Below are 21181 nucleotides of genomic sequence, written 5' to 3'. Positions count from 1 at the left end.
CAAGGATGTGGCCCGTGCCGAGCCCGTCAGACCTGTCGACAACGCCCAAGGCCGTGGACCTCCTGCGGTCCGCCACCCGTGTGTTCTCCTCCTGGCCGGCCCTGTGGGTCGGCTTCGTGCTGGCCCACGCCTGGATCATCTTTCAGGCCTGGGTCTTCGGGGGGCAGATCCTCGGGGACGTGAACCTGTACGAGTGGTGGGTTCGCAACGGCATGAACACGGGCTCGTGGCCCGTGCTCGACTACGCCTGGGTCTACCCGCTGGGCGCGCTGGGGCCGATGACGATCCCCGCGCTGTTCACCGAGAGCACCGTCGGCTACGACTGGTGGTGGATGGGCATGGTGACCGCCGCCAACGCCGGCGCCGTCGCGCTGCTCGGCCGGGCCAAGCCGCACGGCCGCGCCGCCTCCTGGTACTGGCTGTTCTTCCTCGTCATGCTCGGGCCCATCTGGATCGGCCGGCTCGACGGCCTGCTCGCGCCGATCATCCTCGTGGCGCTGCTGATCGCGGTCCCGCGGCCGGCCCTCGCGATGGCGCTGGCGACCGTGGGCGCCTGGATCAAGATCGCCCCGGGCGCGGTGGCCCTGGCACTGGCCGCCACGGCGTCGAACCTCAGGGCGTTCGTGCGGAACGTGGTGCTGCCGGGCGCGGCGGTGTGCGCCGTCGTCGTCGGTCTCGCCTTCGCGGGCGGCGGGCAGGCGAACGTGCTGGACGTGTTCGGTGAGCAGGGCGACCGGCAGCTCCAGGTCGAGGCCGTCGCCGCCACGCCGTTCACGGTGGCCCGGATCTGGGACCCCTCGATCAAGGTCGAGTACGACGACGTCATCTACACCTATGAGGTGCTCGGCGGCGGCGCCGACCTCACCGCGCAGATGCTCGACGTGGCCCTGCCCGTCGCCGCGCTCCTGATCGCCGCGCTGATCTGGTGGGCCGCCCGGCGCCGCCCCGAGCGCGTGGGCGACATCCTGCTGGTCGGCGCGGCCGCGGAGCTGCTGGCCCTGATCGTCTTCAACAAGGTGGGCTCGCCGCAGTTCATCGCGTGGATCGGCCCGCCCGTCGCGGCCGCCATCGCGCTGGGCAGCCGCAGCCAGGGCACCAAGCGCACGTGGTTCGTGCCCGCCGTCGGCACGCTGATCGTGGCCCGCCTGACCATGGAGCTCTACCCGCTGCGGTACGGCGAGTTCCTGGGCGGCTGGTGGTTCGCCACGAGCGTCGGCGCCCTGCGCAACGCGCTGCTCGTGGCCCTCCTGGCCGGCGCGCTCGTCCGGCTCTCCCAGCTCGCCTTTGCCCGCAGGGTGCCGACTGTGACGAGTTGAGGGTCACTTCAGGGGTGTTCCCCATGCCATGGGCACGGTGGCTCCGCTACGGTCAGGATCGTGACATCGTGTGTAGCGGTTACCGTCTCGACGCCACCCGTTCCCCGACTCGCCGCACGAAAGTCTTCGTCCGGACACCGGCGACCGGCAGGTTCGTAGCGTGCGAGTAGCCATCGTTGCGGAGAGTTTCCTCCCGCAGGTGAACGGGGTCACCAACTCCGTCCTGCGGGTCCTCGAGCACCTCCACGAGCGGGGGGACCAGGCCATGGTCCTCGCGCCCGACGCCGATGCGTCGATCGGCCACGTGCCGCCCTTCGTGAGCGGCGCCCCCGTCGTCGAGCTCGGCTCCATCGGCTTCCCCGGGTATCCGGACGTCCGGCTCGTGGTTGGCAAGAAGTGGCGCACCGAGCGCACGCTGGCCACGTTCGCCCCCGACGTCGTCCACCTCGCGTCTCCCTTCATCCTCGGCTGGCGCGGCATCCTCGCGGCGGAGCGGCTGGGGCTGCCGAGCGTCGCGGTCTACCAGACCGAGGTGCCTGGCTACGCGGCGCGGTACGGCCTGGGCCACTTCGAGCCCCTGCTGTGGAAGCGGGTCAAGGACATCCACGAACGCGCGACGATGACGCTCGCCCCGTCCACCGCGACCATGCGACAGCTGGAGAACCACGGCATCCCCAACCTGCGGCTCTGGGGCCGGGGGGTGGACACGCGGGCGTTCCACCCGCGGTACCGCGACGAGGCCTGGCGGCGCAAGGTCGGCGCCGGGCGCGAGATCCTCGTGGGCTACGTGGGTCGGCTGGCCGCCGAGAAGCAGGTCGAGGCGCTGCGCGTGGTGCAGGACCTGCCGAACGTCCGCCTCGTGATCGTGGGCGACGGCCCCGAGCGGGACGAGCTGCGCCAGATCCTGCCCGCCGCCCACTTCACGGGGCTGCTGCGGGGCGCCGAGCTGTCGCGCGCGATGGCGAGCCTCGACGTGTTCGTGCACCCCGGCGAGCTGGAGACCTTCGGCCAGACGCTGCAGGAGGCGCACGCGAGCGGCGTCCCCGTCGTGGCACCCGCGGCGGGCGGCCCGCTGGACATCGTCCGGCACTCCCACGACGGCTGGCTGTACCCTCCAGGTGACCACGAGGCGCTCCGGGCCCGCGTCGTCGACCTGGTGGGCGACGAGCGCAAGCGGCGGGCCTTCGGTGCCGCGGCCCGGATGAGGGCCGAGGGCCGTACGTGGCACGACATCTGCTCCGAGCTCATGGGGCACTACGACGACGCGATCCGGGTGCACGCGAGAGCCGGCTCAGCGGAGGTATAACTTGCGAATCGTCCACGTCGCGAACTTCTACAGCCCTCGTTCCGGGGGCATCCGCACCGCGATGCACGCCATGGCCGGGCAGTACCTGTCCCGGGGGCACGAACCCGTGCTCGTCGTGCCGGACAAGCGGGACGGGGTCTCGACCGTGGACGGGGTCAAGGTGGTCAGCCTGGCGGCCCCCCGCGTGCCCTTCTCCGGCGGCTACCGCGCCGTGGTGCGGCCCGGGAAGATGCGCGGTCTGCTCGAGACGCTCGCGCCGGACCGGCTCGAGGTGAGCGACCGCACCACGCTGGCCGGCCTGGGCGACTGGGCCCGCGAGGCCGGCGTCCCGTCGCTGATGATGCTGCACGAGCGGGTCGACGGCGTGCTGCGATCCTGGATCCCCGGCGGCGCCGAGGGTGGCTACGCGGCCTCGTTCGGCGCGACGGCGACCCCGGCACTGGCCGACCGCTACAACCTCGCCACGCTCACCCGGTTCGACCGGCTCGTGGCCACCACCCACTTCGCCGGGGCCGAGGTGGAGCGCCTCGCCGAACGTGTGCGGGGCGCCAAGCTCCCGCCCCTGTACCGCGTGCCGCTCGGCGTCGACCTGGAACGGTTCCGGCCCGACCGGTACTCGGCCGCGGCACGTGCGGAGTACGCGCCGCCCGGCACCGCGCTCATCGTGCTCGCGAGCCGCCAGTCCACCGAGAAGCGGCCCGACCTCGCGATCGACGCCGCCGCCCAGCTCATGCGCGACGGCCGCCCCGTGCGGCTCGTCGTCGCGGGCGCCGGACCGCTGCTGCCGAAGATGCGCAAGCGGGCCGAGGCCGCCGGGCTGCCGCACCGGTTCCTCTCGTTCATCCCCGACCGCGACCGGCTCGCGACCCTGCTGACCTGCGCCGACGCCGTCATCGCCCCCGGACCCATCGAGACCTTCGGCCTCGCGGCCCTCGAAGCCCTGGCCTCGGGTACGCCGGTGGTCTGCAGCTCGTCGAGCGCGCTGCCCGAGGTGGTGGGCACCGCGGGCGCGGCCGCCCCGCCGGAACCGTCCGCCCTCGCTCTCGCACTGCACGAGGTGCTCGACCGCGACGTCGACCGACGGCGCAAGGAGGCCCGCGCCCGCGCGGAGCTCTTCCCCTGGAGCGCCACCGGGGACGCGATGATGGACCTGCACTCGCGCCGGGCCTTCGACCTGGCCGACGCCGGCACCGCGGGGCGACGGTGAGATGACGGGGCCGGCGGGACGCGAGAGCTTCCGGCTGGTCGCACTCGGTGACTCGATCACCGTGGGCGTGGGCGACACCGTCGGCCCGGACGCCGTTCACGGCCCGGGCTGGGCCGCGCACCTCGCCGCCGTGCTCGGCGTGGACGAGTTCACGAACCTCGCCACCAACGGTGCCCGCTCCCGCGACGTGGCGGACACCCAGCTCGACGCCGCCCTCGCCCTGCGGCCCCGGCTCGCGACCGTGCTCGTGGGCGGCAACGACGTGCTGCGCAGCGACTTCGACGCCCGGTTCACGCTTGCCGACCTGCACCGCTGCGTGGGCGAGCTGTGCCGGGCGGGCACGGACGTGGTGCTGGTGCGGCTCCCCGTGATCGGCCTCTTCGAGCTCGCCCCGCGGCTGGTCCGGCGCGTGATGCGCCGCCGCGTCGCGGCTGTCAACGCGGCGGTGGACGAGGTCGCCGGAGCGTCCACCTCGAGTTCGGTCGGTCGCACTGAGACCGGTCCATCAACCGACCGGTCTCAAGGCAACCGACCGAGCTCAATCCATCCCGGCCCTGGCCGGGTGGTGGTGGTCGACGCCGTGGGGGCCATCGCGCCCGCCGGGAAGAAGGCCTGGCACGTGGACCGGGTGCACCCCTCGCCGGCGGGACACCGGCGGCTGGCCCTCGGGGTCGCGGGCGAGCTGGCCGGGCTGGACCCGGCCTACGCCCCCGACGCCGCCCGGCTGCCCGACGCGCCCGACCCGCCGTCGGCGCGGCAGCGGCTGGTCTGGCTCGTACGTGCCGGGCTGCCGTGGTGCGTGCGCCGAGGGCGCGACTTCGTGCCCGGGCTGCTCCGCTCCGTGGTGCAGGACCTGCGGGCGGAGCGCGCGTTCACCCCGGGCGGCATGGTCACCAGCCTTGCCGACTCGGGGCTGGACCCGCGCCGGCGGATCGGGCGGGGCTGATCAGGCGGGCTGATCGGGCGGGCTGATCAGGCCTTCGCCCGAGGCCGCATCGCGTCGATGATCCGGGTCCAGTTGTCGCCGCCGTGGCCGTGCTCGCGGGCCCAGGTGTAGTACGCCTGGACGGCGGCCGGCAGACCGGTGTCGACGCCCACCGCCTCGCTGGCCGCGACCACGTGGTCGGCGGTGGCGCCCATCATCGTGACCGTGCTCAGGTGGCCCGGGTGCTCGCCCGCCTCGAGCTGCGCCGCCGTGTCCTCGCCCGCGTCCAGCATCTCCGGGATGCCGGTCAGGGTCTGCAGCAGCTCCGGGAGCGCCGCCGCCGGCCGCACACCGGCCGGCTCCAGCAGCGCGGTGGCGTGCATCAGCCCGGCGAGCGCGGTGAGGAACACGTCGAGGTTGGCCTGGTACATGAGCTGCGCGAGCCCGGCGTCCTCCCCCAGGTAGCGCGGCGCACCGATGATGGTCAGCGCGTCGCGGTGCGCGTCCAGCACGTCGGCCGGACCGCTGTAGTACACGTACGCCGCGTCGGTGCCGACCATCGGCGCAGGGTTCATCACACCGCCCGTCAGGAAGCGCGCGCCGTGCTTCGCGGCCCAGGCGGCGCCCTCGCGGGTCCGGTCCGGCGAGTCGGAGCTGAGGTTCACGAGCGTGCGGCCCGCGAGCGCGGCCGTCGCGGTTCCGAGGATGTCGTACATCGCCTGGTAGTCGGTGAGGCTCAGGATCACCAGGTCGCTCGCGGCGAGGGCGTCCACAGGTGTGGGTGCGAGCCGCGCCCCGGCCGCGACGACGTCGGCGGCCCTGGCGGGGGTCCGGTTCCAGACGGTGACGGGGTGGCCCGCGGTGAGCAGGGCGTGGGCCATGGCCCGGCCCATGGGGCCCAGGCCGACGAGGGTGACGGGGGTGGTCATCGGGCGACCTCCGCGTCGGCCCGCAGGCTCTCGTAGATCCTGGCGAAGCCCTCGGCGCCGTACCCCTGGGCGATCTGCCCGCTGATCAGCTCCTGCACGGCCGCGACCGGTCCGGGGGCGACGCCCTGCTCCTCACTCGCGCGGACGATGTGGCTCAGGTCCGAGAAGTCCAGGCTCTGCTGGCCGGGGACCGTGTAGTCGCCGCCGTCGACCACGGCGGCGTCGTGCGCGAAGCCCGCCGTCATGGCGCTGAGGAAGGGCGTGGCGCGCGCGGCGAACTCGGTGGCGGTCATGCCGGCGGAGCCGGCCATCGCGGCTCCGTGCAGGAACCCCGCGAACATCGTGTACATGCCCGAGAGCAGCGCGAGATCGAACAGCGAGGCCAGGCCGGGGTCGGCGCCGTCGTAGGTGCTGGTGCCCCAACGGTCGAGGACGGGGCGGACGCCGTCGAACACCTCCCGGGGGCCGCTGTACAGGATCGAGGCCTCGGTGGTGCCGATCATGGGCGGGGTCGCCATGATCGCACCGTCGAGGTAGTCGACGCCGTGCTCTGCCGCCCAGGCAGCGAGCTCGCGGGCCTCGTTCGGCGTGGTGGTCGTGAGGTTCACCAGGGTGCCGCCCCGCATGGTGCCGATCACGGCATCGAGGCTCTGGTGCACGGAGGCGTGGTCCAGCAGGCAGGCGATCACCAGGGGGTGGGCCGTCACGGCCTCCGCGATGTCCGACGGCGCCGCGGCGCCCCGGGCGGCCAGGTCGGCGGCGCGGGCGGGGGTGCGGTTCCAGACGGTCGTGGCGTGGCCGGCGTCGAGCAGCGCGGAGGCGAGGGCGCTGCCCATGGCACCCAGTCCGAGCACCGTGACGCCGGTGCTCTCGGTGGTGGTCATGGTGTTTCTCCTCAGGTCGATGGGGACCTGACCATGCTCACCGCGGGACGTACGATCACGGAAGTACCCACTAATTTCTGGGGTACTTACCTTCTGGTAAGCACCCCTGGTCAGAAGGAGCACCCGATGGCGAAGGCACCCCGGAACGGCCCCTACATCTGCGGCATCGACGCCGCCCTCGACGTGGTGAGCGGCAAGTGGAAGGGCCTGATCCTCTGGGAGCTCGACGAGCACGGCGTGCGGCGGTTCGCCGAGCTGCGCCGCGGGCTGCCGGGCGTGAGCGAGAAGATGCTGACCCAGCACCTGCGCGAGATGGAGGCTGACGGACTCCTGACCCGCCGCGTGCACGCCGAGGTGCCGCCCCGCGTCGAGTACTCGCTCACCGAGCACGGCGCGGCGCTCAACGCGGCGCTCGCCCCGCTCGGCGCCTGGGGCGTGGACCGGATCCGCCGCGAGCGGTCGGAGCTGGTCGAGCACCACGACGCGGCGGCGCTGCCACGGCCCTAGCAGGTCTGCGCCGAGCCCGGCCGAGCAGGTGGTGCGGGGGTCGCGTCCAACCCCGCGAGCGAGGCGAGCAGCCGGAGCTGATCGTCGGCGGCGCCAGGCTGCGGGGTGAACACGACCATGACCGGCCCCGGGTTGCCGGGCAGCGGGTACGCGTCCCACTCCAGCGCGATGTCGCCCACTCGCGGATGGTGGATCACCTTGGCCCCGTGCACGCTCTCGCGTACGTCGTGCCGCGCCCACAGGCGGCGGAACTCGGGGCTGCGGATGCTCAGCTCGCCCACGACCGCGACCGCCCGGGGGTGGTCCGGGTCCGCGGCGACGGCGGCGCGCAGCATCCCGATGTAGTCGAGCGCCGTCGTCTCCCAGTCCGCGCAGCGCAGCCTGTTCCCGTCCTCGTCGAACAACGCGGTCAGGAAGTTGCGGCGCTCGGGCGGGTAGGCCGCCGGGTCGCCGAGCAGCTCGGCGGCGAGGTCGTTCCAGGCGAGGACGTCGAGATGACGGCCCAGCACGACGGCGGGCACCCCCAGGTGGGTCAGCAGGCGCGCCGTGCTCTGGGGCACCCGCTCGGGCCTGCGGCGGACGGGCGGCGCGGGCTGCCGGGTGGCCCGCGCGAGCATGAGCATGTGCCGCCGCTCGATCTCGTCCAGCTCCAGCGCGTCGGCGAGCGAGTCGAGCACCGCGTCGGACGGGCGCACGTTCCGGCCCTGCTCCAGGCGCTGGTAGTAGTCGGTGCTGAGCCCCGCGAGCATCGCGACCTCCTCACGACGCAGGCCGTCGACCTTGCGGCGCGGGCCAGGCTCCAGCCCCAGGTCCTCGGGCGTGGTGCGCTCGCGCCGAGACCGCAGGAAGTCGCCGAGCTCGCGCGCGTAGGTCTGCTCCGCCGTCATGCTTCCCAGTGTGCGCCGCCGTCCCCCGGCCAGGGTGGTCCTGCCAGACCGAGGGAGGCGAGGACGCGTGGGGCCAGGCCGGAGCGGCCTAGCGTCGCCGACCATGAACCCGTGGAACACCTCCGACATCCCTGACCAGACCGGCCGGCTCGCGATCGTGACCGGGGCGAACTCCGGCCTCGGCCGCGTGACGGCGACCGAGCTCGCCCGCCACGGCGCCGACGTCGTCCTCGCCGTCCGGAACGTAGCGGCAGGTGAGGACGCCGCACGCGACATCGCCTCCGCCGTGCCGGGCGCCAAGCCGCGCGTGCGGCGGCTGGACCTGGCGTCACTCGCGTCGGTGCGGGAGTTCGCCGACGGCGTCGCCGAGGAGCTCGGGCGGGTCGACCTCCTCGTGAACAACGCGGGCCTGGTGGTCCTGGGGCCGCGCCGGACGACGTCCGACGGCTTCGAGCTGCACCTCGGCACCAACCTGCTGGGCCATTTCGTGCTGACCGGGCGCCTGCTCCCGCTGCTCACCCGTGGCGAGGCGCCGCGCGTGGTCTCCCTCAGCTCCATCACGCACAAGACCGCCCACCTCGACTTCGACGACCTCATGTCCGAGCGCGACTACCGCGCCGCGCCCGCCTACGGGGCCTCCAAGCTCGCGACCACCGTGTTCGGCCTCGAGCTCGACCGGCGGCTGCGGGCCGCAGGGTCGCCCGTGCTCAGCGCACTCGCGCACCCCGGTATCTCCGGCACCAACCTGACTCCGCGCGCCTGGGCGGACCGAGGCCGGGCCGGCCGCTGGATCGCGCGCCTCGGTCTGCTCGCGACACAGCCGGTCGAGCAGGGCGCGCTGCCGCAGCTCCGGGCGGCCACTGCTCCCGGGGTGCGTGGCGGCCAGTTCTTCGGCCCCGGCGGGTTCCGCGAGATGCGCGGCCGCGTCGTCGAGGCACCGGCATCCGCGGAGGCGGCCGACCCCGCCGTCGGGCAGCGGCTGTGGAGCGTGGCGCAGGAGCTGACCGGGGTGACGTACCTCTAGGCTCCGGGGGCCTCGCCGGCCAGCGGCATCAGGCCGCGCTCGGCGAACACCCTCTTGGCGACGGCGACGGCGTTCAGCGCCCGCGGGAACCCGCAGTAGACCGAGCTGTGCAGAAAGACCTCGACGATCTGCTGCGGCGTGAGCCCGACCTTCAGCGACGCGCCGATGTGCACCTCGAGCTGCGGTTCGCTGCCCCCCATCGCGGTGAGGATCCCGAGGGTCACGAGCTGCCGCTCCCGCGGGTCCAGCTCGGGCCGGGACAGGATGTCGCCGTAGCCCCACGCGACGATCTGGTGACCGAGCTCGGGAGCGATGTCGGCCAGCGACTCGATCACCCCGTGGCCCGCGCCGTCGTGGAACGCGTCGAGGGCCGCCTTGCCGGATGCGAATCTCTCCGCCCGCGACGTCTCGTTCTCGGTCATCGTCTTCCCCTCCTGGACTGCCTGCGTGGGTGATGTGGGCTCGATCGGTTGCCACCGGGGCAAACGCCTGTAGGCGTGAGGCCCAGTCCAGCCCATCGGCGGCGGGCGACGCAAGATCTCGCGGGTGATATATGCCCAGGTCAACCTTTGTTTCGAGGCCTTGGCCGGGGGTCGGCACCCCGCACAGGCCCGCGGCGGCAGAACCGGGCATCTCAGAACATCTCGACACAGGACGGGGCGCGCAGAAGAATCACCCCATGGACGCGAGGTTGCGGACGACGGCGGAGCGGGCGCTGGAGCGAGCGCTGGGGCACCAGCGATGGCGCGTCGACGGGGAGAAGGTCATCGCCACGTTCGCCTTCGGTGGCTCGCTGGCGATCAACGCGACAGCGTGGGAGGCGGGTGCCACGACGGGCCTCTGGCCGGTCGTCGGCGCGGCGATCCTCGCCCTGGCCGCGATCGCGACGCTCGCGCTGTACCTGGCCGACCGCATCAGGGAGCCGGAGGTCACCGCGATCCTCGCCCGGTCCCGGCGCGAGCAGTGGGACGCCGACCGGACCGACTTCGAGTTCTTCCGCGCCCTGTACGTGCGGGTCGCCTTCAACGAACACGTCCTGCGCACGACGTACGCCCTGACCTGGACGTGCGTCGCGCTGTCGGTGCTCGCGCTCGTCTCCGGGTCGCTGGCGATGCTCACGCTGCCGGGGTGACGATGCGGAAGAAGGATCTCCATGGAGCAGGGTGGGGCCCGCTGCGCTGGCCCTCCGAACGTCGCTGGATCCGGAGGGCCGAGGCCCTGGTGGACCGGGAGCTCGCGCGATGGATCGACGCGCCTGCGGCAGCAGACCCTGCGACGTCGGACCCGGAGACGCCCGAACCGGAACCCGCGCCCGACGAGAAATCCTGACGACCGGGCCCTCTCGTTCGGCTAACTTCTTCCGGTGCACAGGGTGTCGGTGGTCGGAGCGTCCGGGTCGGGCAAGTCCACGTTCGCGCGCCGGCTGGCCGCCCACCTCGCCATCCGGCACGTCGAGCTGGACGCCCTCTACTGGGGGCCGGGGTGGACGCCGCGCCCGCACGAGGACTTCATGGGCGACGCCGGGACCGCCATGGCCGGCGACACCTGGGTGATCGACGGCAACTACTCCGCGCTGCAGCCCGCGATCTGGAAGCGTGCCGACACCGTCGTCTGGATCGATCCGCCGACGCCGCTCGTGCTCGCCCGGGTGTACCGCCGGACGCTGCTGCGCGCGATCGACCAGGCCGAGCTCTGGCCGGGCACGGGCCTCCGCCAGCCCTGGACCGACGCGCTCGCGCCCTGGAAGCGGGACTCGATCGTCCGGTGGTCGTTGCAGCAGCGCAGGAGCCATCCACGACGCTACGGGGACGCGATGAGCGCCCCCGAGAACGCCCACCTGACGTTCCACCGGCTGCGGTCCCGGCGCGATGTGGAGGTGTTCCTCGGCGGAACCGTGCGAGCTCAGCCGGCGTGAACCGGACGCACCAGTACGATCCCCCCATGTCTGCAGACGACGCGAAGCCCAAGGGCGAGCTCATCCGGCCTTCCGATGCCCGGCCCCCGGCCTCGTGGGCGGGACATCAGGTCAACGTGTTCTGGACGCAGCTCGGGCAGTTCCGCTATCTGGCCGCCGACGTGCGCAAGGTCGGACGCTGGCTGACGGGCAAGCTGACGGGACGCCCCGGCGCCTGACCTCCCCCGGCCCGGGTCAGGCGCTCAGCGGCGCGACGGTCAGGGTGCCCGCGTCGGCGTCGAGCTCGCACCGGACGCCGAGCGGCACGGAGACCGGGTTCTCGATGTGCCCGAGCGGCAGCCCGGCGAGGATCGGCACGCCGAGAGAGCCGAGCCGGTCCCGGAGCACGTCCAGGACGTTCCAGCCCCGGTCCTCGTAGCCGTCGAAGCCTTCGAGCGAGCCCACCGCGACACCCGTGATGCCCGCGAGCGCCCCCGACAGGATGAGCTGGGTCAGCGGCCGGTCGACCATCCCCAGGCCGACCGTCCGGTTGAGCTCCAGCAGCAGGATGTGGCCCGCGAGGTCGTTGTCGACGATGCCGACGCTGCGGGCCAGCATCTCGAGGTTGCCGCCGACCAGGGGGCCCGAGGCCGTGCCCGACGTCGTGAGGTACGCGCCGTACTGGTCCGTGTCGCTCCGGACGGGCTCGCCGGGCTCGCCGCGCAGGAGGTTCAGCACGGTCGTGGCCCGCGTCCCGGCCACCGCGCCGTGGACCGACGGGACGCCCGCCCGGTGCCAGACCTGGTGCAGCGCGGTGATGTCGCTGAACCCGATGAGCGGCTTGGGGTCGGCCCGGAGTGCGTCGGTGTCGACGTCCGCTAGCAGGCGCAGGCTGCCGCAGCCGCCCCGCAGGGTCAGGATCGCGCGGACCTCCGGGTCGCGGATGGCGTCGTTGAGGTCCGCGGCGCGCTCGGCGTCGCCGCCGGCGAGGTAGCCGAGCCGGTCGTCGGCGTGCTTGCCGAGCCGCGCCTCGAACCCCCATGACTCGACGGTCGCGATGCTCTCGTCGACCCACGACTCGTCGCTCCAGCTGGCGGGCGAGACGAGGGCAACGGCGTCGCCTGGCTCCAGCCTCTTGACGGGTGAGACGGCAGTTCGGGGATGTGCGACGCGCGACATGGCCCGGACGTTACCCGCTCGGCGAGCGGTCTCACGCCCTGCCCTGGTCTGCGGTGATGCCGTGCAGCAGGCCGGTGGTCTGCCCGATCTCGATGAGGTACCCGTCCGGGTCGCTCAGGTAGCAGCGCAGCTCCGCACCGCGGTCCTGCGGCTCGGTGAGGAAGTGCGCGCCTTTCGCCCGCGCGTCGGCGTAGAACGCCGCGATGTCGGCGACCCGGACGTTGAGGAACGCGGAGACCGGGTCGCCAGGCTCGGGCGGCCGCAGGACGACGTCCGGCTTGTCGGGTGTGGGGCCGCCTCCGGGATTCATGATGATCCACGTGTTGGCGACTCGAACCGTCGCCGGGTTCTCCGCCCGGATCACCTGCCCGCCGAAGATCGCGGCGTAGAACTCCCGCGACACCTCGACGTCTCGCACGGTCAGGAAGTGGGTCACGACAAGCCCTTCCGAGGGGGCCGGAAAGTCGTCGACGGTCATCGCTGCTCCTCCTGTCCTTCGTGGCTCTCCGCACGGCCACACCGGTCGACAACCTGACCGGGCGTGGGCCGCATCTGTGACCGTGAGGCCCAGCCATCGACCATGCACCTGCTGCCAGATCCGGAGTCGGACTGGCAGCAGGTGCATGGTCGGCACATCGGGGGGAGGGCCGGGCCGCCATAGCGCGCTGGGCATGACGAAGGCCCCCAGATCCGCAGAGTTCCGCGGTTGGGGGCCTTCAGGGTGCGGTAGCGGTGGGGTTGGAGAGGGCACTTGCACGGCGTTGCACGTGGAACGACAAAACCCCACTGAGCTGCGTAGATACCGTGATCGCGTCCCGACCGGCTTGGACACGTTGGCACCGATGCGGACCGCAAACCGGAGCGAAAGCGGAGCCGTCCTACTCTGATCTACGACATCTGACAGTCGGTCCCTCGTGACCTGCTGAGATGCCTCGAAACGGCGGCTGACCTGCACTTTCGTCTCGCGACGTTGTGCAGCGTTAGCCGCCGTTTCTCGTGCTCCCGTGTAACTCGTGTGTAACTCGTCGTCCGAGTCGGCGGGGGTGATGGGACCGCTCGTCGGCCGGAGGGACACTGGAGGCATGGACGCGAATGCTTGGATAGCTACGGTTGCCGCCCTTATCGCTGCCGTCGCTCTGTTCTTCACAGGTATGGCTGCGCTGGCGACCAAAGCACAAGCAGCGTCGACGAAGGCCCAAGCAGCTTCGTCGAAGGCTCAGGCAGATGCAGCGATCGAGCAGACGAAGATTCAGCAGCAACTCCGGCTCGACGCTGTCCAGCCATACGTCTGGGCAGACCTTCGACCAGACGCAAAGCAATCGCAGCTGCTGGTCGCCGTTGTCGGCAACTCTGGCCCGACGATTGCCACCAACGTCCGAGTGACGTTCGACCCGCCTTTGGAATCGACGGTTCTTGCTGAGACTGGCAGAACCGTCTCAGAACTACTACTTGCCGGGTTGCCATCACTCCCGCCCGGGCGTCAGATGGTTTGGTTTCTCGGCCTGGGCTCGAAGGTCATGTCTGCGGACGCCGCACTGCGATTCACCATCACGGTGGATGCGGACGGGCCTCATGGCCCCCTGCCGCAGCTCCGGTACGTTGTGGATGTGGTCGTCCACGGTGAGTCGATCGACAGTCCTGATGGCAGCCTCCACCTGGTCCGAAAGGCCATCGAGGACGTCGCTAGCGCGGTCAAGAACCACAAGTAGGGAACCTGGGGCTCCCCAGCGGGTCTGTGACCCTGCCATAGTCCTGCTTCGGGGTCCCTGTTCCTCCGTCATCCGTTGGCGCGGGGCACGTCTCGGACATCGGTTCTGCCGGCAGTGCAATAGGTCCCGCCCGTCACGGTCTGGTGCGGTGGTGCTGGGTGTCGGCGGGACCTATTGCACTGCCGGTGGGTTCGGTGTCAGGGTCCCGGTGAAGCCAATGGATGACGGAGGAACAGGGGCACCGCGGCTCCCTCGATCCTCTTGATTCCCGGGTGCCCGCCGGAGGCACCGGACTGCTTATCGGACGTGGGGGTTCAAGTCCCCCTCCGGACATCGCACCTGATCAGGCGTGATGGACCATCTGGATTAGTTCGGTCCCCACGCCCAGTCCCCACGCGCGGCACGCATCGAAGCATCATGCGCATGGCCCGCGTGGCGGTGGGGTGCGATGGGGGTGCGCAGAGGGCGCGTAGCGCCCGGCGCGCGGGGGTCCCCATCGCGGGGCCCCGCCGCAGGCGCGGGCCAGCGCGCCGCAGGCGCGCCTTGATCTCATAGAGGTCAATTCGGCAGCGCCGGCTTGGAAGGTAGGTCGCAGATAGGGGAAGGAGCGCCCGCACGAATCCGATCGGCGATCTCGTCGGTCTCAGCCACCGAGAGCTCCGGGACATCATCGAAATCCGTGCCGCCCCCGGGCAGCGTCCCGGCGACGTGGAAGTGCAAGTGGGGAATCGCCTGGTGCGCCGCTGTGCCGTTGTTCTGCCATACGGCGATACCTGGCCTGCCGAAAACGACATCTATAGCACTTGCAACTCGCGCTACGGTGTCGATTATGGCGTGCAGTTCGTCCTGCTTGGCTTCCAAGAGTGTAGGGACATGACGAACAGGAATTACCAAGACATGCCCCACACCACGCTGCTCCCGAGTAACAAGAGCTGCGACCTGTTCGTTTCGACAAAGGACCGTGTATAGACGTGCACCACTCAGATAATCACAAAACGAGCACCGATTTTCCGTCGGAATGTCCAACCCCTCGCTCTCCTTCATGCGGAGGCCAGCGAGGTCAGGAATGCTTGAAATTCCAACGGGTCCACCTTTTCTGCTTCGCTGGGATGTACGACCACTCGGAGCTCACTCGCGAAGCGGTGGCGCCTCGTGCGTAGAAGGAATGAGAAAGCGATCAACCTAACCGAGACCTCAGGCGTCAGTTCGGGGATGCGTGATTGTCCCTGACCTAGGAGCGGAACACAGATCGGAGCGCCGTTACCGTGCTTGTCGACGGAATCCCACAAACTGTCGAGACCGTCCAGCACGCTTCGAATCGAACCGAGCGCCCGATTCTCTGAGTCCATGCTCGTATACGCCACGCAGTAGTAGTTGACCCCCTTCGCGCTTCGAATTGTGGCAACGGTCCCCATAGGGTAGACAACTGTCTTTCCCGGCTTAGCGATAGCTGCAACGGGAGCAACGTTAGCCAAGGCCGACTTGAGGTCTCGATCGAGAGTTGATGTCGAATTACTGTAGACACTTCTCAGAAATGCTGCCTGAACGCTCGTTGGGGCTATTACGTTCGGAACATCCGTGTCGAACGTAGTTGTCATTCCCACCATGGTCGAGGCGTTCTGCTCAAAGAGGTCGCCCACGACCAACCGCATGGTTACACCTTCAGGAAATTTCTGCAACGGGTCATGGTCACGAAGCCTGAACAATGCCCAGAACACGGCGAGCACCAGGCTCGCCAAGATGACCCACCACTGCCCCTCTAGCCACTCGGGCCAGAACACCGCAATTGCACTGACCAATGTGCCGAGGACGCCCAACGCCTCAAGAGCGCTCCGTGTAAACCTGGCCCAGTAGCGTCGAGTAAAGCGGATTCGACGCATCAGAGACCAAGTTGCTCGTAAACCGAAGCCTTGTAGTAGTACGGGCCAGTCTTGTCGGTGTTCGACTGGAAGAGCGGCACGTACTTGTCTAGCGCGTGCGCGATGATAGTGGGCTGGAATGACACCGACATCGTATAGGTGTCTGCATCCGTTAGCGGGGCCGGGTAGTTGGAATGGTTCACGGTTCGACTACCGTCGATGTTCGCAACAACGACCGGGACACCCAGCTCAATGATTTTCTTGACCTCGTACCCAAGAAATGAAGTGACGTCGCCGCCCTTCTTCTTCGCCGCTGGACTGCCGAGTAGAACCACCTGCTTGGTGTTCATCAGCCGCTCGCGGAGCCGGCGCCGGATCGTCTCATCGGTGCTCGTGTCGCGGGCCGTGTTGAGGTCGTGCGCATCGAAGAAATCGAAATCGATTCCCTCGTTCTTGTGCCACGCCTGCATCAGACGGTACAAGTGAATGTCTTCGCTTGCGAATGCAACGTAGGTCTTGTTTCGGTAACTCATAACCACCCTCTGTGGACTCAGGCACCAGTGATTGGCCAGACGTCGGAGACCGACGATTGTTCGCTGATGAGCGTACCGAGGAACGGGCGCTTGCCAAGGGTGAAGCCGCACCTTCAGTGGGTGAACTGGGGACGCCAGCAGTGAATCCTATGCAATATCATAGAACCACATTTAACCCGGGTGATTCTCGCGCGGTCGAAATCACGCGTTTGATTCGACCGGCAGGCTTACTGATGCATGACGAAGACTGTTGCTGGCTCGGTGAGGCCGTCGCCGTAGTGGTGCGTGAGATTGGCGATCTGCTGGGCTCCAAGGCGCCCATACAGGCGGATCGCTGCTTGGTCCTTGAGCATGACGTCGAACGCGATAGCGAGTCCCCGAGTCCTTGCGAACTCGAACGCCGCTTCCATGAGGAGCCGGCCGGCTCCGGTACCCCGGTGGTCAGGATGCACGAACAGTCGCACAGGGATGGCCAAGCGGTTGACGTCGCCGCCAATGTGGTCGAGCCAGACTCGTGCAGCGTCATCGTCTGACGTGGCGCGGGTGAGGGCGGCCTGCCCGATGGGGAGACCGTCTTCCACGGCCGTCCAGCTTTGCAGCTCGCGGTCGTGGCGTAGCCAGCCTTCGGGATCCGCGACGCCTTCGACGGGGTAGCCGTCCTGCGCGTGCACTCGGACCAGTGCGGCGGCGAGAGCGGGCAAGTCTTCGTCCCGGCGGGGGCGGATCGTGAGCGCCATTAGTAGTCCACGGGCATGTCGTAGTCGAGTGCGGAGTAGTCGGCGCGCATGCAGAAGTTCGTTACCTCAAACGGCTGCTTGTCGGCGGTCATGCCGGTATGCCACAGATCGTGGACACGATGATCGGCACGGGGCTGCGGATCGGTGAGTGCCTGGCGCTGCGACAAACGGATCTCGACCTGGACGCCGAGGTGCCGACGCTCACCGTGACCGGCACCGTGGTCCGGGTCGAGGAGACAACGCCGGCGGGCGTCGTCAAGGGCCGGCTGGCACGACAGTCCAAGCCGAAGTCGGACACCTCGCGACGCACGATCACGCTTCCCGACTTCGTGGTCACGGCGCTCCGAGAGGCAATCGGCCTGGGCTTCGACGGTGGGCCGGACAAACTCGTGTTCCCCTCGACGGAGGGCACGCCCCGCTCCCCCGGCCGTGTTCGTGAGCAGCTGCGCCAGGCTCGCGAAGGGACGGGTATCACCGTGACGCCGCACGACTTCCGCCGAACGATCGCAACGCGGGTCGCGAATGAGACGACCATTGCGAACGCGACGGCGCTACTCGGTCACGCCGACGAAGGAACCACCGTGCGGCACTATGTGAGGCGGACGCACATCGCCCCGGACCTGCGAACGGTCATCGATCAACTGATCACGCAGACGTCGGTTGACGAGCTGTCCACTTCCGCGGGCCGACCGCAACCTCAGTAGCTGCATCCCGAACCGACGGTAGAAGGACGGACTGGACTCCACTTTGAGGATGTCTAAAGAGAAGATGTCTGTGGTCGACGGGACCTGCACGGAGCGGTTCAGCTGGCCGGTCGAACACCTCGGCCAGGATGAGTACGGCACATGGCTGGGCGCCCGGCGCGGGAACCCGGTCCGCCAGCCCGACGGCCGCCGCGAAGAAGTCCAGGAACACGACGCAGTCTGGCTTGTCGCGGACGGTGCGTGGTGGCTTCCTGCCTTCTGGTTCAACGACACGACCGACCTCACCATCGACATCTGCACACCGCCTCGGCTCGATGAAGATGTGTGGTCCTTCGTCGACCTGGAGTTGGACCTGTTTCGCAGCGCCGATGGTCGCGCTGGCATCGTCGACCAGGACGAGTTCGACGAGCTGGCGCGGTCCGGGCACCTCACCGACAGCCAAGTAGCGATCGCAACCGAGGTCGCGCAATCGTTGCTGCCCCTCGTGCAGATGGAGGCAGAACCCTTCGGCGGAGCAGCGAGAGCATGGCTGCGGTCCCTGCGCTCGTAGGGGTTCTCGCCAGCCCCACCGGGCTGACGGCGACAGGCGAACCGGAGTGAAAACGGAGTGCCCGGCATGACGAAGGCCCCCAGATCCGCAGAGTTCCGCGGTTGGGGGCCTTCAGGGTGCGGTAGCGGTGGGCTCAGCACAGCGATTTGTTCCACGTGATGCGCACTTGGACCACTACCGGGCTGACCTGCATGTTTACCCGTCGAACCTTGTACCGTGTCGGCCGTGGTTGGCCGGGATCGGACCTCAAAGTGATGTGTAAATCATGGCTCGCCGTGCGGGTCTGTGACCCACCATGCTCCTGCTTCGGGGTCCCTGTTCCTCCGTCATCCGTTGGCGCGGGGCACGTCTCGGACATCGGTTCTGTCGTCAGGGCAATAGGTCCCGCTCATCGGGTGTCGGTGCGGTGGTCTGCTCGGGTGGCGGGACCTGTTGCGCTGGCGGCGGGTTCGGTGTCAGGGTCCCGGTCAAGCCAATGGATGACGGAGGAACAGGGGCACCGCGGCTCCCCTGCTCCTCTTGATTCCCGGGTGCCCGCCGGAGGCATCGCCTTGGGACTGAGGTTGAGACGGGAGGCTGTAGCCGATGTTTGACGAATTCACTGCTGCGACGCTGACGAAATCCGGCTGGTTTCCTGGCCGTGCGGTTGACGTCGATCGTTGGGCCGGGCTGCTTCAGGACGAGGGGATCGAGCTGCACGCTGCCGCCGTTGCGTTCCTCCGTGAGTTCGGCGGCTTGGTCGTTGACGAGTCCGGCCCTGGCATCTCACGGGCTAGGGAGCCGTTCATCCTGGATCCGGCTGCGTGTGACGGCGAGGGCGACAGATTCCTGGAGTGGTCCGAGGAACTTGGTCGGCGGATCGTTCCCGTGGGCGAACTGGATCAAGGACGCTTCCTCCTCGGTCTGGATGAGACGTCAGAGCTCTACCTGGTCGAGACGTTCGTAGCGACCTTCGGGCGGATGCCTGCCGGGCTGGAACGGCTGGTGCGAGGTGTCATGCCTGCGGCTCCGGGCACGGCGTTCGGGCCGTGACCCCAGCGTGCAGTTGGGAACCGAATCGGTCTCACGGCGAACAAGACGGTCCTGGTTCTGAAACCAGGACCGTCTTTGTCATGCTCGGGGCCGGTAGGCCGTCGGGGTGCGGTGGGGTGCGCGCAGGGCGCGAAGCGCCCGGAGCGCGGGGCCCCATCGCGGGCCCCCGCCGGCCGAACGGCCCAGCGCCGCGCAGCGGCGCCTTGAGCCAGTAAAGAAAGTCCTCACGGCCAGGCGAAATCACCCGGCAGTGAGGTAGCCATGTCCAGTAGTGTCCTGGCTGTGGAAGCAGACAAGCGCTACCAAGTTTTTGTGAGCTCGACCTACCTCGATCTTAGAGAAGCGCGAGCCGCAGTCGTTTCAGCACTCTTAAATCTCGATGCCTTTCCCGCTGGAATGGAACTATTCCCCGCCACGGACGATGACGCCTGGACATTGATCGAGGATGTTATCGCGGACTCGGACTACTATCTGCTGATCGTCGGAGGCAAATACGGCTCCCTAGATCCCGAGCTTGAGATTAGTTTTACAGAACGTGAGTACGACACGGCGGTCCGGCTTAAGAAGCCCGTAATGGCATTCCTTCACGGCGAGCCGGGGAAACTGCTTGCCGAGCAGACGGAGGAGTCGGACGAGCGCCGCAACAAACTGAAGTCATTCAGGGAAAAAATTCAGACAGCAAAGCATGTGAAGTACTGGAGTTCACCGGAGGATCTTGCCGGGAAAGTTGCACTAACTTGGAACACCTTCCGGAGGCGCTACCCAGCGACCGGATGGATTAAGGCGGACCAGCAAACGAGCAGCGAGTCACTGGCAGCTCTAGCCAAGGCGCAAGCTGAGGTCGGCAGACTGAAGGCGCAGCTCGAAGCGGTTCGCACCGAGGCTCCGCCGGGAGCCGAACTTCTTGCGGGCGGTCAGGCAAAGTTCCGTTTTCCGGGACTGGCGACTGGGACATGGCGACCGTATGGCCGGCCCTCTCAGGATGTGTCTACGTGGGTGCCTGTTGAGATGACGTGGGACAGGCTGTTCGGCTACATGGGGCTGCGAATGATGCAGGAAGCGGATGAGCCCACACTAAAAGAAGACCTCGGTACGGTAATGGTTGAAGATAAGCACGATGTTTTCGAGGTGGCCTTCGCCGAGAAGGTTAAGGAGATGGCCGCCGCGGCTAATCTGGCAGTCGGATCCTACGAAATGTTGGATATCGCCCCTCATGACGAAGATTTCCAGACGATTCTCTTACAATTTGACGCGCTTGGGTTAATTCAGCATTCAAAACGCGCTCGTTCCTTGAAGGATACGGCAAACTACTGGACACTCACTCCGTATGGCCACACGCGGCTCGTTCAAATCCGTGCATTGCAGGCTGGCGAGTCGGAAAACCAGTGGCCGGATGCCTAGGTTACGGGTGCCAATGATGGACAGACCTTCGGCGGAACGCGCTCGAAATTCACCTGGGGGACTAACAGCTGCTGGGTGAGCTTTCGAGCGCGATGGTGACCATCGTCTTGTCGTCGTGTGGCTTGGACCTGGGCCACCGTCGACCGTCGGGGTCCTCGTCTTCGGCCTCGTGGATTCGGCGGAGCACCACTTCAGGGCAACGCGCGTTGGCCTCATCGTGGAGGTCACGCCACGCAATAGCGTCGGGATGCCGTATGGGGTCCACACCATCGCTCGCGAGCAAAAGTGCGGAGACCGTCGCTCGTTCCTCGGTGGTTGTGATGCCATGCTGTGCGGCCCCCGGCTCAGCTCCGGCTATCCAGTAGCCTCCGGCACGGTTGACCCGCCGCGCCTGCTCCGCCTGGAGTCCGAGGAGAAGGGTCCGGTGCCCGTCGTCGTATCCGTGACCGTCAACGAGTCGCTTGTGGTACGCGCGCCGTTCTGCCGTTGCGACGCCGTCTAGCTGTACTGAGCCGTCAGGTTGGTGACACTCGGGCTGCGGGTGGGCGTCCGTGGCTGGAGTGGATGCGTTCAGTGTTGTAGTGCTCGATCCAGGGTG

The 21181-nt window shown here is 68.7% G+C and carries 24 protein-coding genes and 1 pseudogene; 14 read left to right on the top strand and 11 right to left on the bottom strand.

Annotated features, from left to right (window positions below; all coding sequences use genetic code 11):
- Window positions 1–5: 5 nt before the first annotated feature.
- From ACH47X_RS25460 to ACH47X_RS25445, 4 genes are all read left to right on the top strand, one after another.
- Window positions 6–1316 (top strand): hypothetical protein, encoded by a 1311-nt coding sequence (locus ACH47X_RS25460; RefSeq protein WP_397408032.1) that lies wholly within the window; start codon window positions 6–8, stop codon window positions 1314–1316.
- 199 nt (window positions 1317–1515) lie between these two features.
- Window positions 1516–2622, top strand: a complete 1107-nt coding sequence (locus ACH47X_RS25455) for a glycosyltransferase family 4 protein (protein WP_397408030.1) — start codon at window positions 1516–1518, stop codon at window positions 2620–2622.
- A 1-nt stretch (window position 2623) separates the two neighbouring features.
- A complete protein-coding gene (locus tag ACH47X_RS25450) occupies window positions 2624–3829 on the top strand; it encodes a glycosyltransferase (protein WP_397408028.1) in 1206 nt (401 codons plus the stop codon).
- Window position 3830: 1 nt separating this feature from the next.
- Window positions 3831–4775 carry an SGNH/GDSL hydrolase family protein gene (locus ACH47X_RS25445; RefSeq protein WP_397408026.1) on the top strand — a complete coding sequence of 315 codons (945 nt, stop codon included), beginning with the start codon at window positions 3831–3833 and terminating at the stop codon, window positions 4773–4775.
- A 26-nt stretch (window positions 4776–4801) separates the two neighbouring features.
- On the opposite strand, the gene ACH47X_RS25440 is transcribed toward ACH47X_RS25445, so the two are convergent.
- Together ACH47X_RS25440 and ACH47X_RS25435 are read right to left on the bottom strand one after the other, a co-directional pair.
- Window positions 4802–5683, bottom strand: coding sequence for an NAD(P)-dependent oxidoreductase (locus tag ACH47X_RS25440; RefSeq protein WP_397408024.1), 882 nt, complete (start codon window positions 5681–5683; stop codon window positions 4802–4804).
- Window positions 5680–6567 (bottom strand): NAD(P)-dependent oxidoreductase, encoded by an 888-nt coding sequence (locus ACH47X_RS25435; RefSeq protein ID WP_397408022.1) that lies wholly within the window; start codon window positions 6565–6567, stop codon window positions 5680–5682. The genes ACH47X_RS25440 and ACH47X_RS25435 overlap by 4 nt, the downstream gene beginning before the upstream one ends.
- A 126-nt stretch (window positions 6568–6693) precedes the next feature.
- Between ACH47X_RS25435 and ACH47X_RS25430 the strand changes: the two genes are divergently transcribed.
- Window positions 6694–7074: a winged helix-turn-helix transcriptional regulator gene (locus tag ACH47X_RS25430; protein ID WP_397408021.1), complete on the top strand. Its 381-nt coding sequence runs from the start codon at window positions 6694–6696 to the stop codon at window positions 7072–7074.
- Here ACH47X_RS25430 and ACH47X_RS25425 read toward each other — a convergent pair.
- Entirely contained in the window at window positions 7071–7961 is an 891-nt protein-coding gene (locus ACH47X_RS25425; RefSeq protein WP_397408020.1) for a helix-turn-helix transcriptional regulator, read from the bottom strand. The two genes, ACH47X_RS25430 and ACH47X_RS25425, sit on opposite strands and share 4 nt — an antisense overlap.
- A gap of 103 nt (window positions 7962–8064) precedes the next feature.
- Between ACH47X_RS25425 and ACH47X_RS25420 the strand changes: the two genes are divergently transcribed.
- Window positions 8065–8985 (top strand): oxidoreductase, encoded by a 921-nt coding sequence (locus tag ACH47X_RS25420; protein WP_397408019.1) that lies wholly within the window; start codon window positions 8065–8067, stop codon window positions 8983–8985.
- Here ACH47X_RS25420 and ACH47X_RS25415 read toward each other — a convergent pair.
- A complete protein-coding gene (locus ACH47X_RS25415; protein WP_036960941.1) occupies window positions 8982–9407 on the bottom strand; it encodes a carboxymuconolactone decarboxylase family protein in 426 nt (141 codons plus the stop codon). The genes ACH47X_RS25420 and ACH47X_RS25415 overlap by 4 nt on opposite strands.
- Before the next feature lie 257 nt (window positions 9408–9664).
- Here ACH47X_RS25415 and ACH47X_RS25410 point away from each other — a divergent pair, with 257 nt between their 5' ends.
- The 3 genes from ACH47X_RS25410 to ACH47X_RS25400 all read left to right on the top strand — a co-directional run bounded on the left by ACH47X_RS25410 (window position 9665) and on the right by ACH47X_RS25400 (window position 11118).
- A complete protein-coding gene (locus ACH47X_RS25410; RefSeq protein ID WP_036960940.1) occupies window positions 9665–10117 on the top strand; it encodes a hypothetical protein in 453 nt (150 codons plus the stop codon).
- A gap of 231 nt (window positions 10118–10348) precedes the next feature.
- The gene (locus ACH47X_RS25405) at window positions 10349–10900 is read left to right on the top strand and encodes an AAA family ATPase (RefSeq protein ID WP_397408018.1); all 552 of its coding nucleotides are present in this window, start codon (window positions 10349–10351) and stop codon (window positions 10898–10900) included.
- 26 nt (window positions 10901–10926) lie between these two features.
- On the top strand, window positions 10927–11118 hold the full coding sequence (locus tag ACH47X_RS25400; protein WP_397408016.1) for a hypothetical protein: 192 nt from the start codon (window positions 10927–10929) through the stop codon (window positions 11116–11118).
- Between the two features lie 16 nt (window positions 11119–11134).
- Here the strand turns inward: ACH47X_RS25400 and ACH47X_RS25395 are convergent, their stop codons facing one another.
- Together ACH47X_RS25395 and ACH47X_RS25390 are read right to left on the bottom strand one after the other, a co-directional pair.
- Window positions 11135–12058, bottom strand: a complete 924-nt coding sequence (locus tag ACH47X_RS25395) for an LD-carboxypeptidase (RefSeq protein ID WP_397408014.1) — start codon at window positions 12056–12058, stop codon at window positions 11135–11137.
- Window positions 12059–12089: 31 nt separating this feature from the next.
- Window positions 12090–12536: a VOC family protein gene (locus ACH47X_RS25390; protein WP_397408012.1), complete on the bottom strand. Its 447-nt coding sequence runs from the start codon at window positions 12534–12536 to the stop codon at window positions 12090–12092.
- Window positions 12537–13140: 604 nt separating this feature from the next.
- Between ACH47X_RS25390 and ACH47X_RS25385 the strand changes: the two genes are divergently transcribed.
- A complete protein-coding gene (locus tag ACH47X_RS25385; protein WP_397408010.1) occupies window positions 13141–13767 on the top strand; it encodes a hypothetical protein in 627 nt (208 codons plus the stop codon).
- Between the two features lie 558 nt (window positions 13768–14325).
- Here ACH47X_RS25385 and ACH47X_RS25380 read toward each other — a convergent pair.
- The 4 genes from ACH47X_RS25380 to ACH47X_RS25365 all read right to left on the bottom strand — a co-directional run bounded on the left by ACH47X_RS25380 (window position 14326) and on the right by ACH47X_RS25365 (window position 16896).
- Window positions 14326–14811 carry an HIT family protein gene (locus tag ACH47X_RS25380; RefSeq protein WP_397408008.1) on the bottom strand — a complete coding sequence of 162 codons (486 nt, stop codon included), beginning with the start codon at window positions 14809–14811 and terminating at the stop codon, window positions 14326–14328.
- Complete coding sequence (locus ACH47X_RS25375) at window positions 14808–15548, bottom strand: macro domain-containing protein (RefSeq protein WP_397408006.1); 741 nt, start codon at window positions 15546–15548, stop codon at window positions 14808–14810. Before ACH47X_RS25375 ends, ACH47X_RS25380 begins: the two co-directional genes overlap by 4 nt.
- 98 nt (window positions 15549–15646) lie before the next feature.
- Window positions 15647–16159 (bottom strand): TIR domain-containing protein, encoded by a 513-nt coding sequence (locus ACH47X_RS25370; RefSeq protein ID WP_397408004.1) that lies wholly within the window; start codon window positions 16157–16159, stop codon window positions 15647–15649.
- Window positions 16160–16386: 227 nt separating this feature from the next.
- A complete protein-coding gene (locus ACH47X_RS25365) occupies window positions 16387–16896 on the bottom strand; it encodes a GNAT family N-acetyltransferase (RefSeq protein WP_397408002.1) in 510 nt (169 codons plus the stop codon).
- Between the two features lie 119 nt (window positions 16897–17015).
- Between ACH47X_RS25365 and ACH47X_RS25360 the strand changes: the two genes are divergently transcribed.
- The 4 genes from ACH47X_RS25360 (at window position 17016) to ACH47X_RS25345 (ending at window position 20583) form a co-directional block, all read left to right on the top strand.
- Window positions 17016–17600, top strand: coding sequence for a tyrosine recombinase XerC (locus ACH47X_RS25360; RefSeq protein WP_397408136.1), 585 nt, complete (start codon window positions 17016–17018; stop codon window positions 17598–17600).
- A gap of 70 nt (window positions 17601–17670) precedes the next feature.
- The gene (locus ACH47X_RS25355; RefSeq protein ID WP_397408000.1) at window positions 17671–18150 is read left to right on the top strand and encodes a DUF402 domain-containing protein; all 480 of its coding nucleotides are present in this window, start codon (window positions 17671–17673) and stop codon (window positions 18148–18150) included.
- 585 nt (window positions 18151–18735) lie between these two features.
- The gene (locus tag ACH47X_RS25350) at window positions 18736–19182 is read left to right on the top strand and encodes an SUKH-3 domain-containing protein (protein ID WP_397407998.1); all 447 of its coding nucleotides are present in this window, start codon (window positions 18736–18738) and stop codon (window positions 19180–19182) included.
- 282 nt (window positions 19183–19464) lie between these two features.
- Window positions 19465–20583 (top strand): DUF4062 domain-containing protein, encoded by a 1119-nt coding sequence (locus ACH47X_RS25345; protein WP_397407996.1) that lies wholly within the window; start codon window positions 19465–19467, stop codon window positions 20581–20583.
- A 61-nt stretch (window positions 20584–20644) separates the two neighbouring features.
- Here the strand turns inward: ACH47X_RS25345 and ACH47X_RS25340 are convergent.
- Window positions 20645–21181: pseudogene (locus ACH47X_RS25340) on the bottom strand (hypothetical protein); the annotation flags it as partial.

The organism is Promicromonospora kroppenstedtii, assembly GCF_044389675.1.
Lineage (GTDB): Bacteria > Actinomycetota > Actinomycetes > Actinomycetales > Cellulomonadaceae > Promicromonospora > Promicromonospora kroppenstedtii.
This window is presented reverse-complemented; position numbering and strand designations above follow the sequence as displayed.

What these genes read in the sequence shown, in the direction of transcription:
- ACH47X_RS25460 (WP_397408032.1), top strand. Translation starts at nt 6, where the DNA reads ATGTGGCCCGTGCCGAGCCCGTCAGACCTGTCGACAACGCCCAAGGCC.
- ACH47X_RS25445 (WP_397408026.1), top strand. Translation starts at nt 3,831, where the DNA reads ATGACGGGGCCGGCGGGACGCGAGAGCTTCCGGCTGGTCGCACTCGGT.
- ACH47X_RS25440 (WP_397408024.1), bottom strand. Translation starts at nt 5,683, where the DNA reads ATGACCACCCCCGTCACCCTCGTCGGCCTGGGCCCCATGGGCCGGGCC.
- ACH47X_RS25435 (WP_397408022.1), bottom strand. Translation starts at nt 6,567, where the DNA reads ATGACCACCACCGAGAGCACCGGCGTCACGGTGCTCGGACTGGGTGCC.
- ACH47X_RS25430 (WP_397408021.1), top strand. Translation starts at nt 6,694, where the DNA reads ATGGCGAAGGCACCCCGGAACGGCCCCTACATCTGCGGCATCGACGCC.
- ACH47X_RS25425 (WP_397408020.1), bottom strand. Translation starts at nt 7,961, where the DNA reads ATGACGGCGGAGCAGACCTACGCGCGCGAGCTCGGCGACTTCCTGCGG.
- ACH47X_RS25420 (WP_397408019.1), top strand. Translation starts at nt 8,065, where the DNA reads ATGAACCCGTGGAACACCTCCGACATCCCTGACCAGACCGGCCGGCTC.
- ACH47X_RS25415 (WP_036960941.1), bottom strand. Translation starts at nt 9,407, where the DNA reads ATGACCGAGAACGAGACGTCGCGGGCGGAGAGATTCGCATCCGGCAAG.
- ACH47X_RS25410 (WP_036960940.1), top strand. Translation starts at nt 9,665, where the DNA reads ATGGACGCGAGGTTGCGGACGACGGCGGAGCGGGCGCTGGAGCGAGCG.
- ACH47X_RS25400 (WP_397408016.1), top strand. Translation starts at nt 10,927, where the DNA reads ATGTCTGCAGACGACGCGAAGCCCAAGGGCGAGCTCATCCGGCCTTCC.
- ACH47X_RS25395 (WP_397408014.1), bottom strand. Translation starts at nt 12,058, where the DNA reads ATGTCGCGCGTCGCACATCCCCGAACTGCCGTCTCACCCGTCAAGAGG.
- ACH47X_RS25390 (WP_397408012.1), bottom strand. Translation starts at nt 12,536, where the DNA reads ATGACCGTCGACGACTTTCCGGCCCCCTCGGAAGGGCTTGTCGTGACC.
- ACH47X_RS25385 (WP_397408010.1), top strand. Translation starts at nt 13,141, where the DNA reads ATGGACGCGAATGCTTGGATAGCTACGGTTGCCGCCCTTATCGCTGCC.
- ACH47X_RS25380 (WP_397408008.1), bottom strand. Translation starts at nt 14,811, where the DNA reads ATGAAGGAGAGCGAGGGGTTGGACATTCCGACGGAAAATCGGTGCTCG.
- ACH47X_RS25370 (WP_397408004.1), bottom strand. Translation starts at nt 16,159, where the DNA reads ATGAGTTACCGAAACAAGACCTACGTTGCATTCGCAAGCGAAGACATT.
- ACH47X_RS25365 (WP_397408002.1), bottom strand. Translation starts at nt 16,896, where the DNA reads ATGGCGCTCACGATCCGCCCCCGCCGGGACGAAGACTTGCCCGCTCTC.
- ACH47X_RS25360 (WP_397408136.1), top strand. Translation starts at nt 17,016, where the DNA reads ATGATCGGCACGGGGCTGCGGATCGGTGAGTGCCTGGCGCTGCGACAA.
- ACH47X_RS25350 (WP_397407998.1), top strand. Translation starts at nt 18,736, where the DNA reads ATGTTTGACGAATTCACTGCTGCGACGCTGACGAAATCCGGCTGGTTT.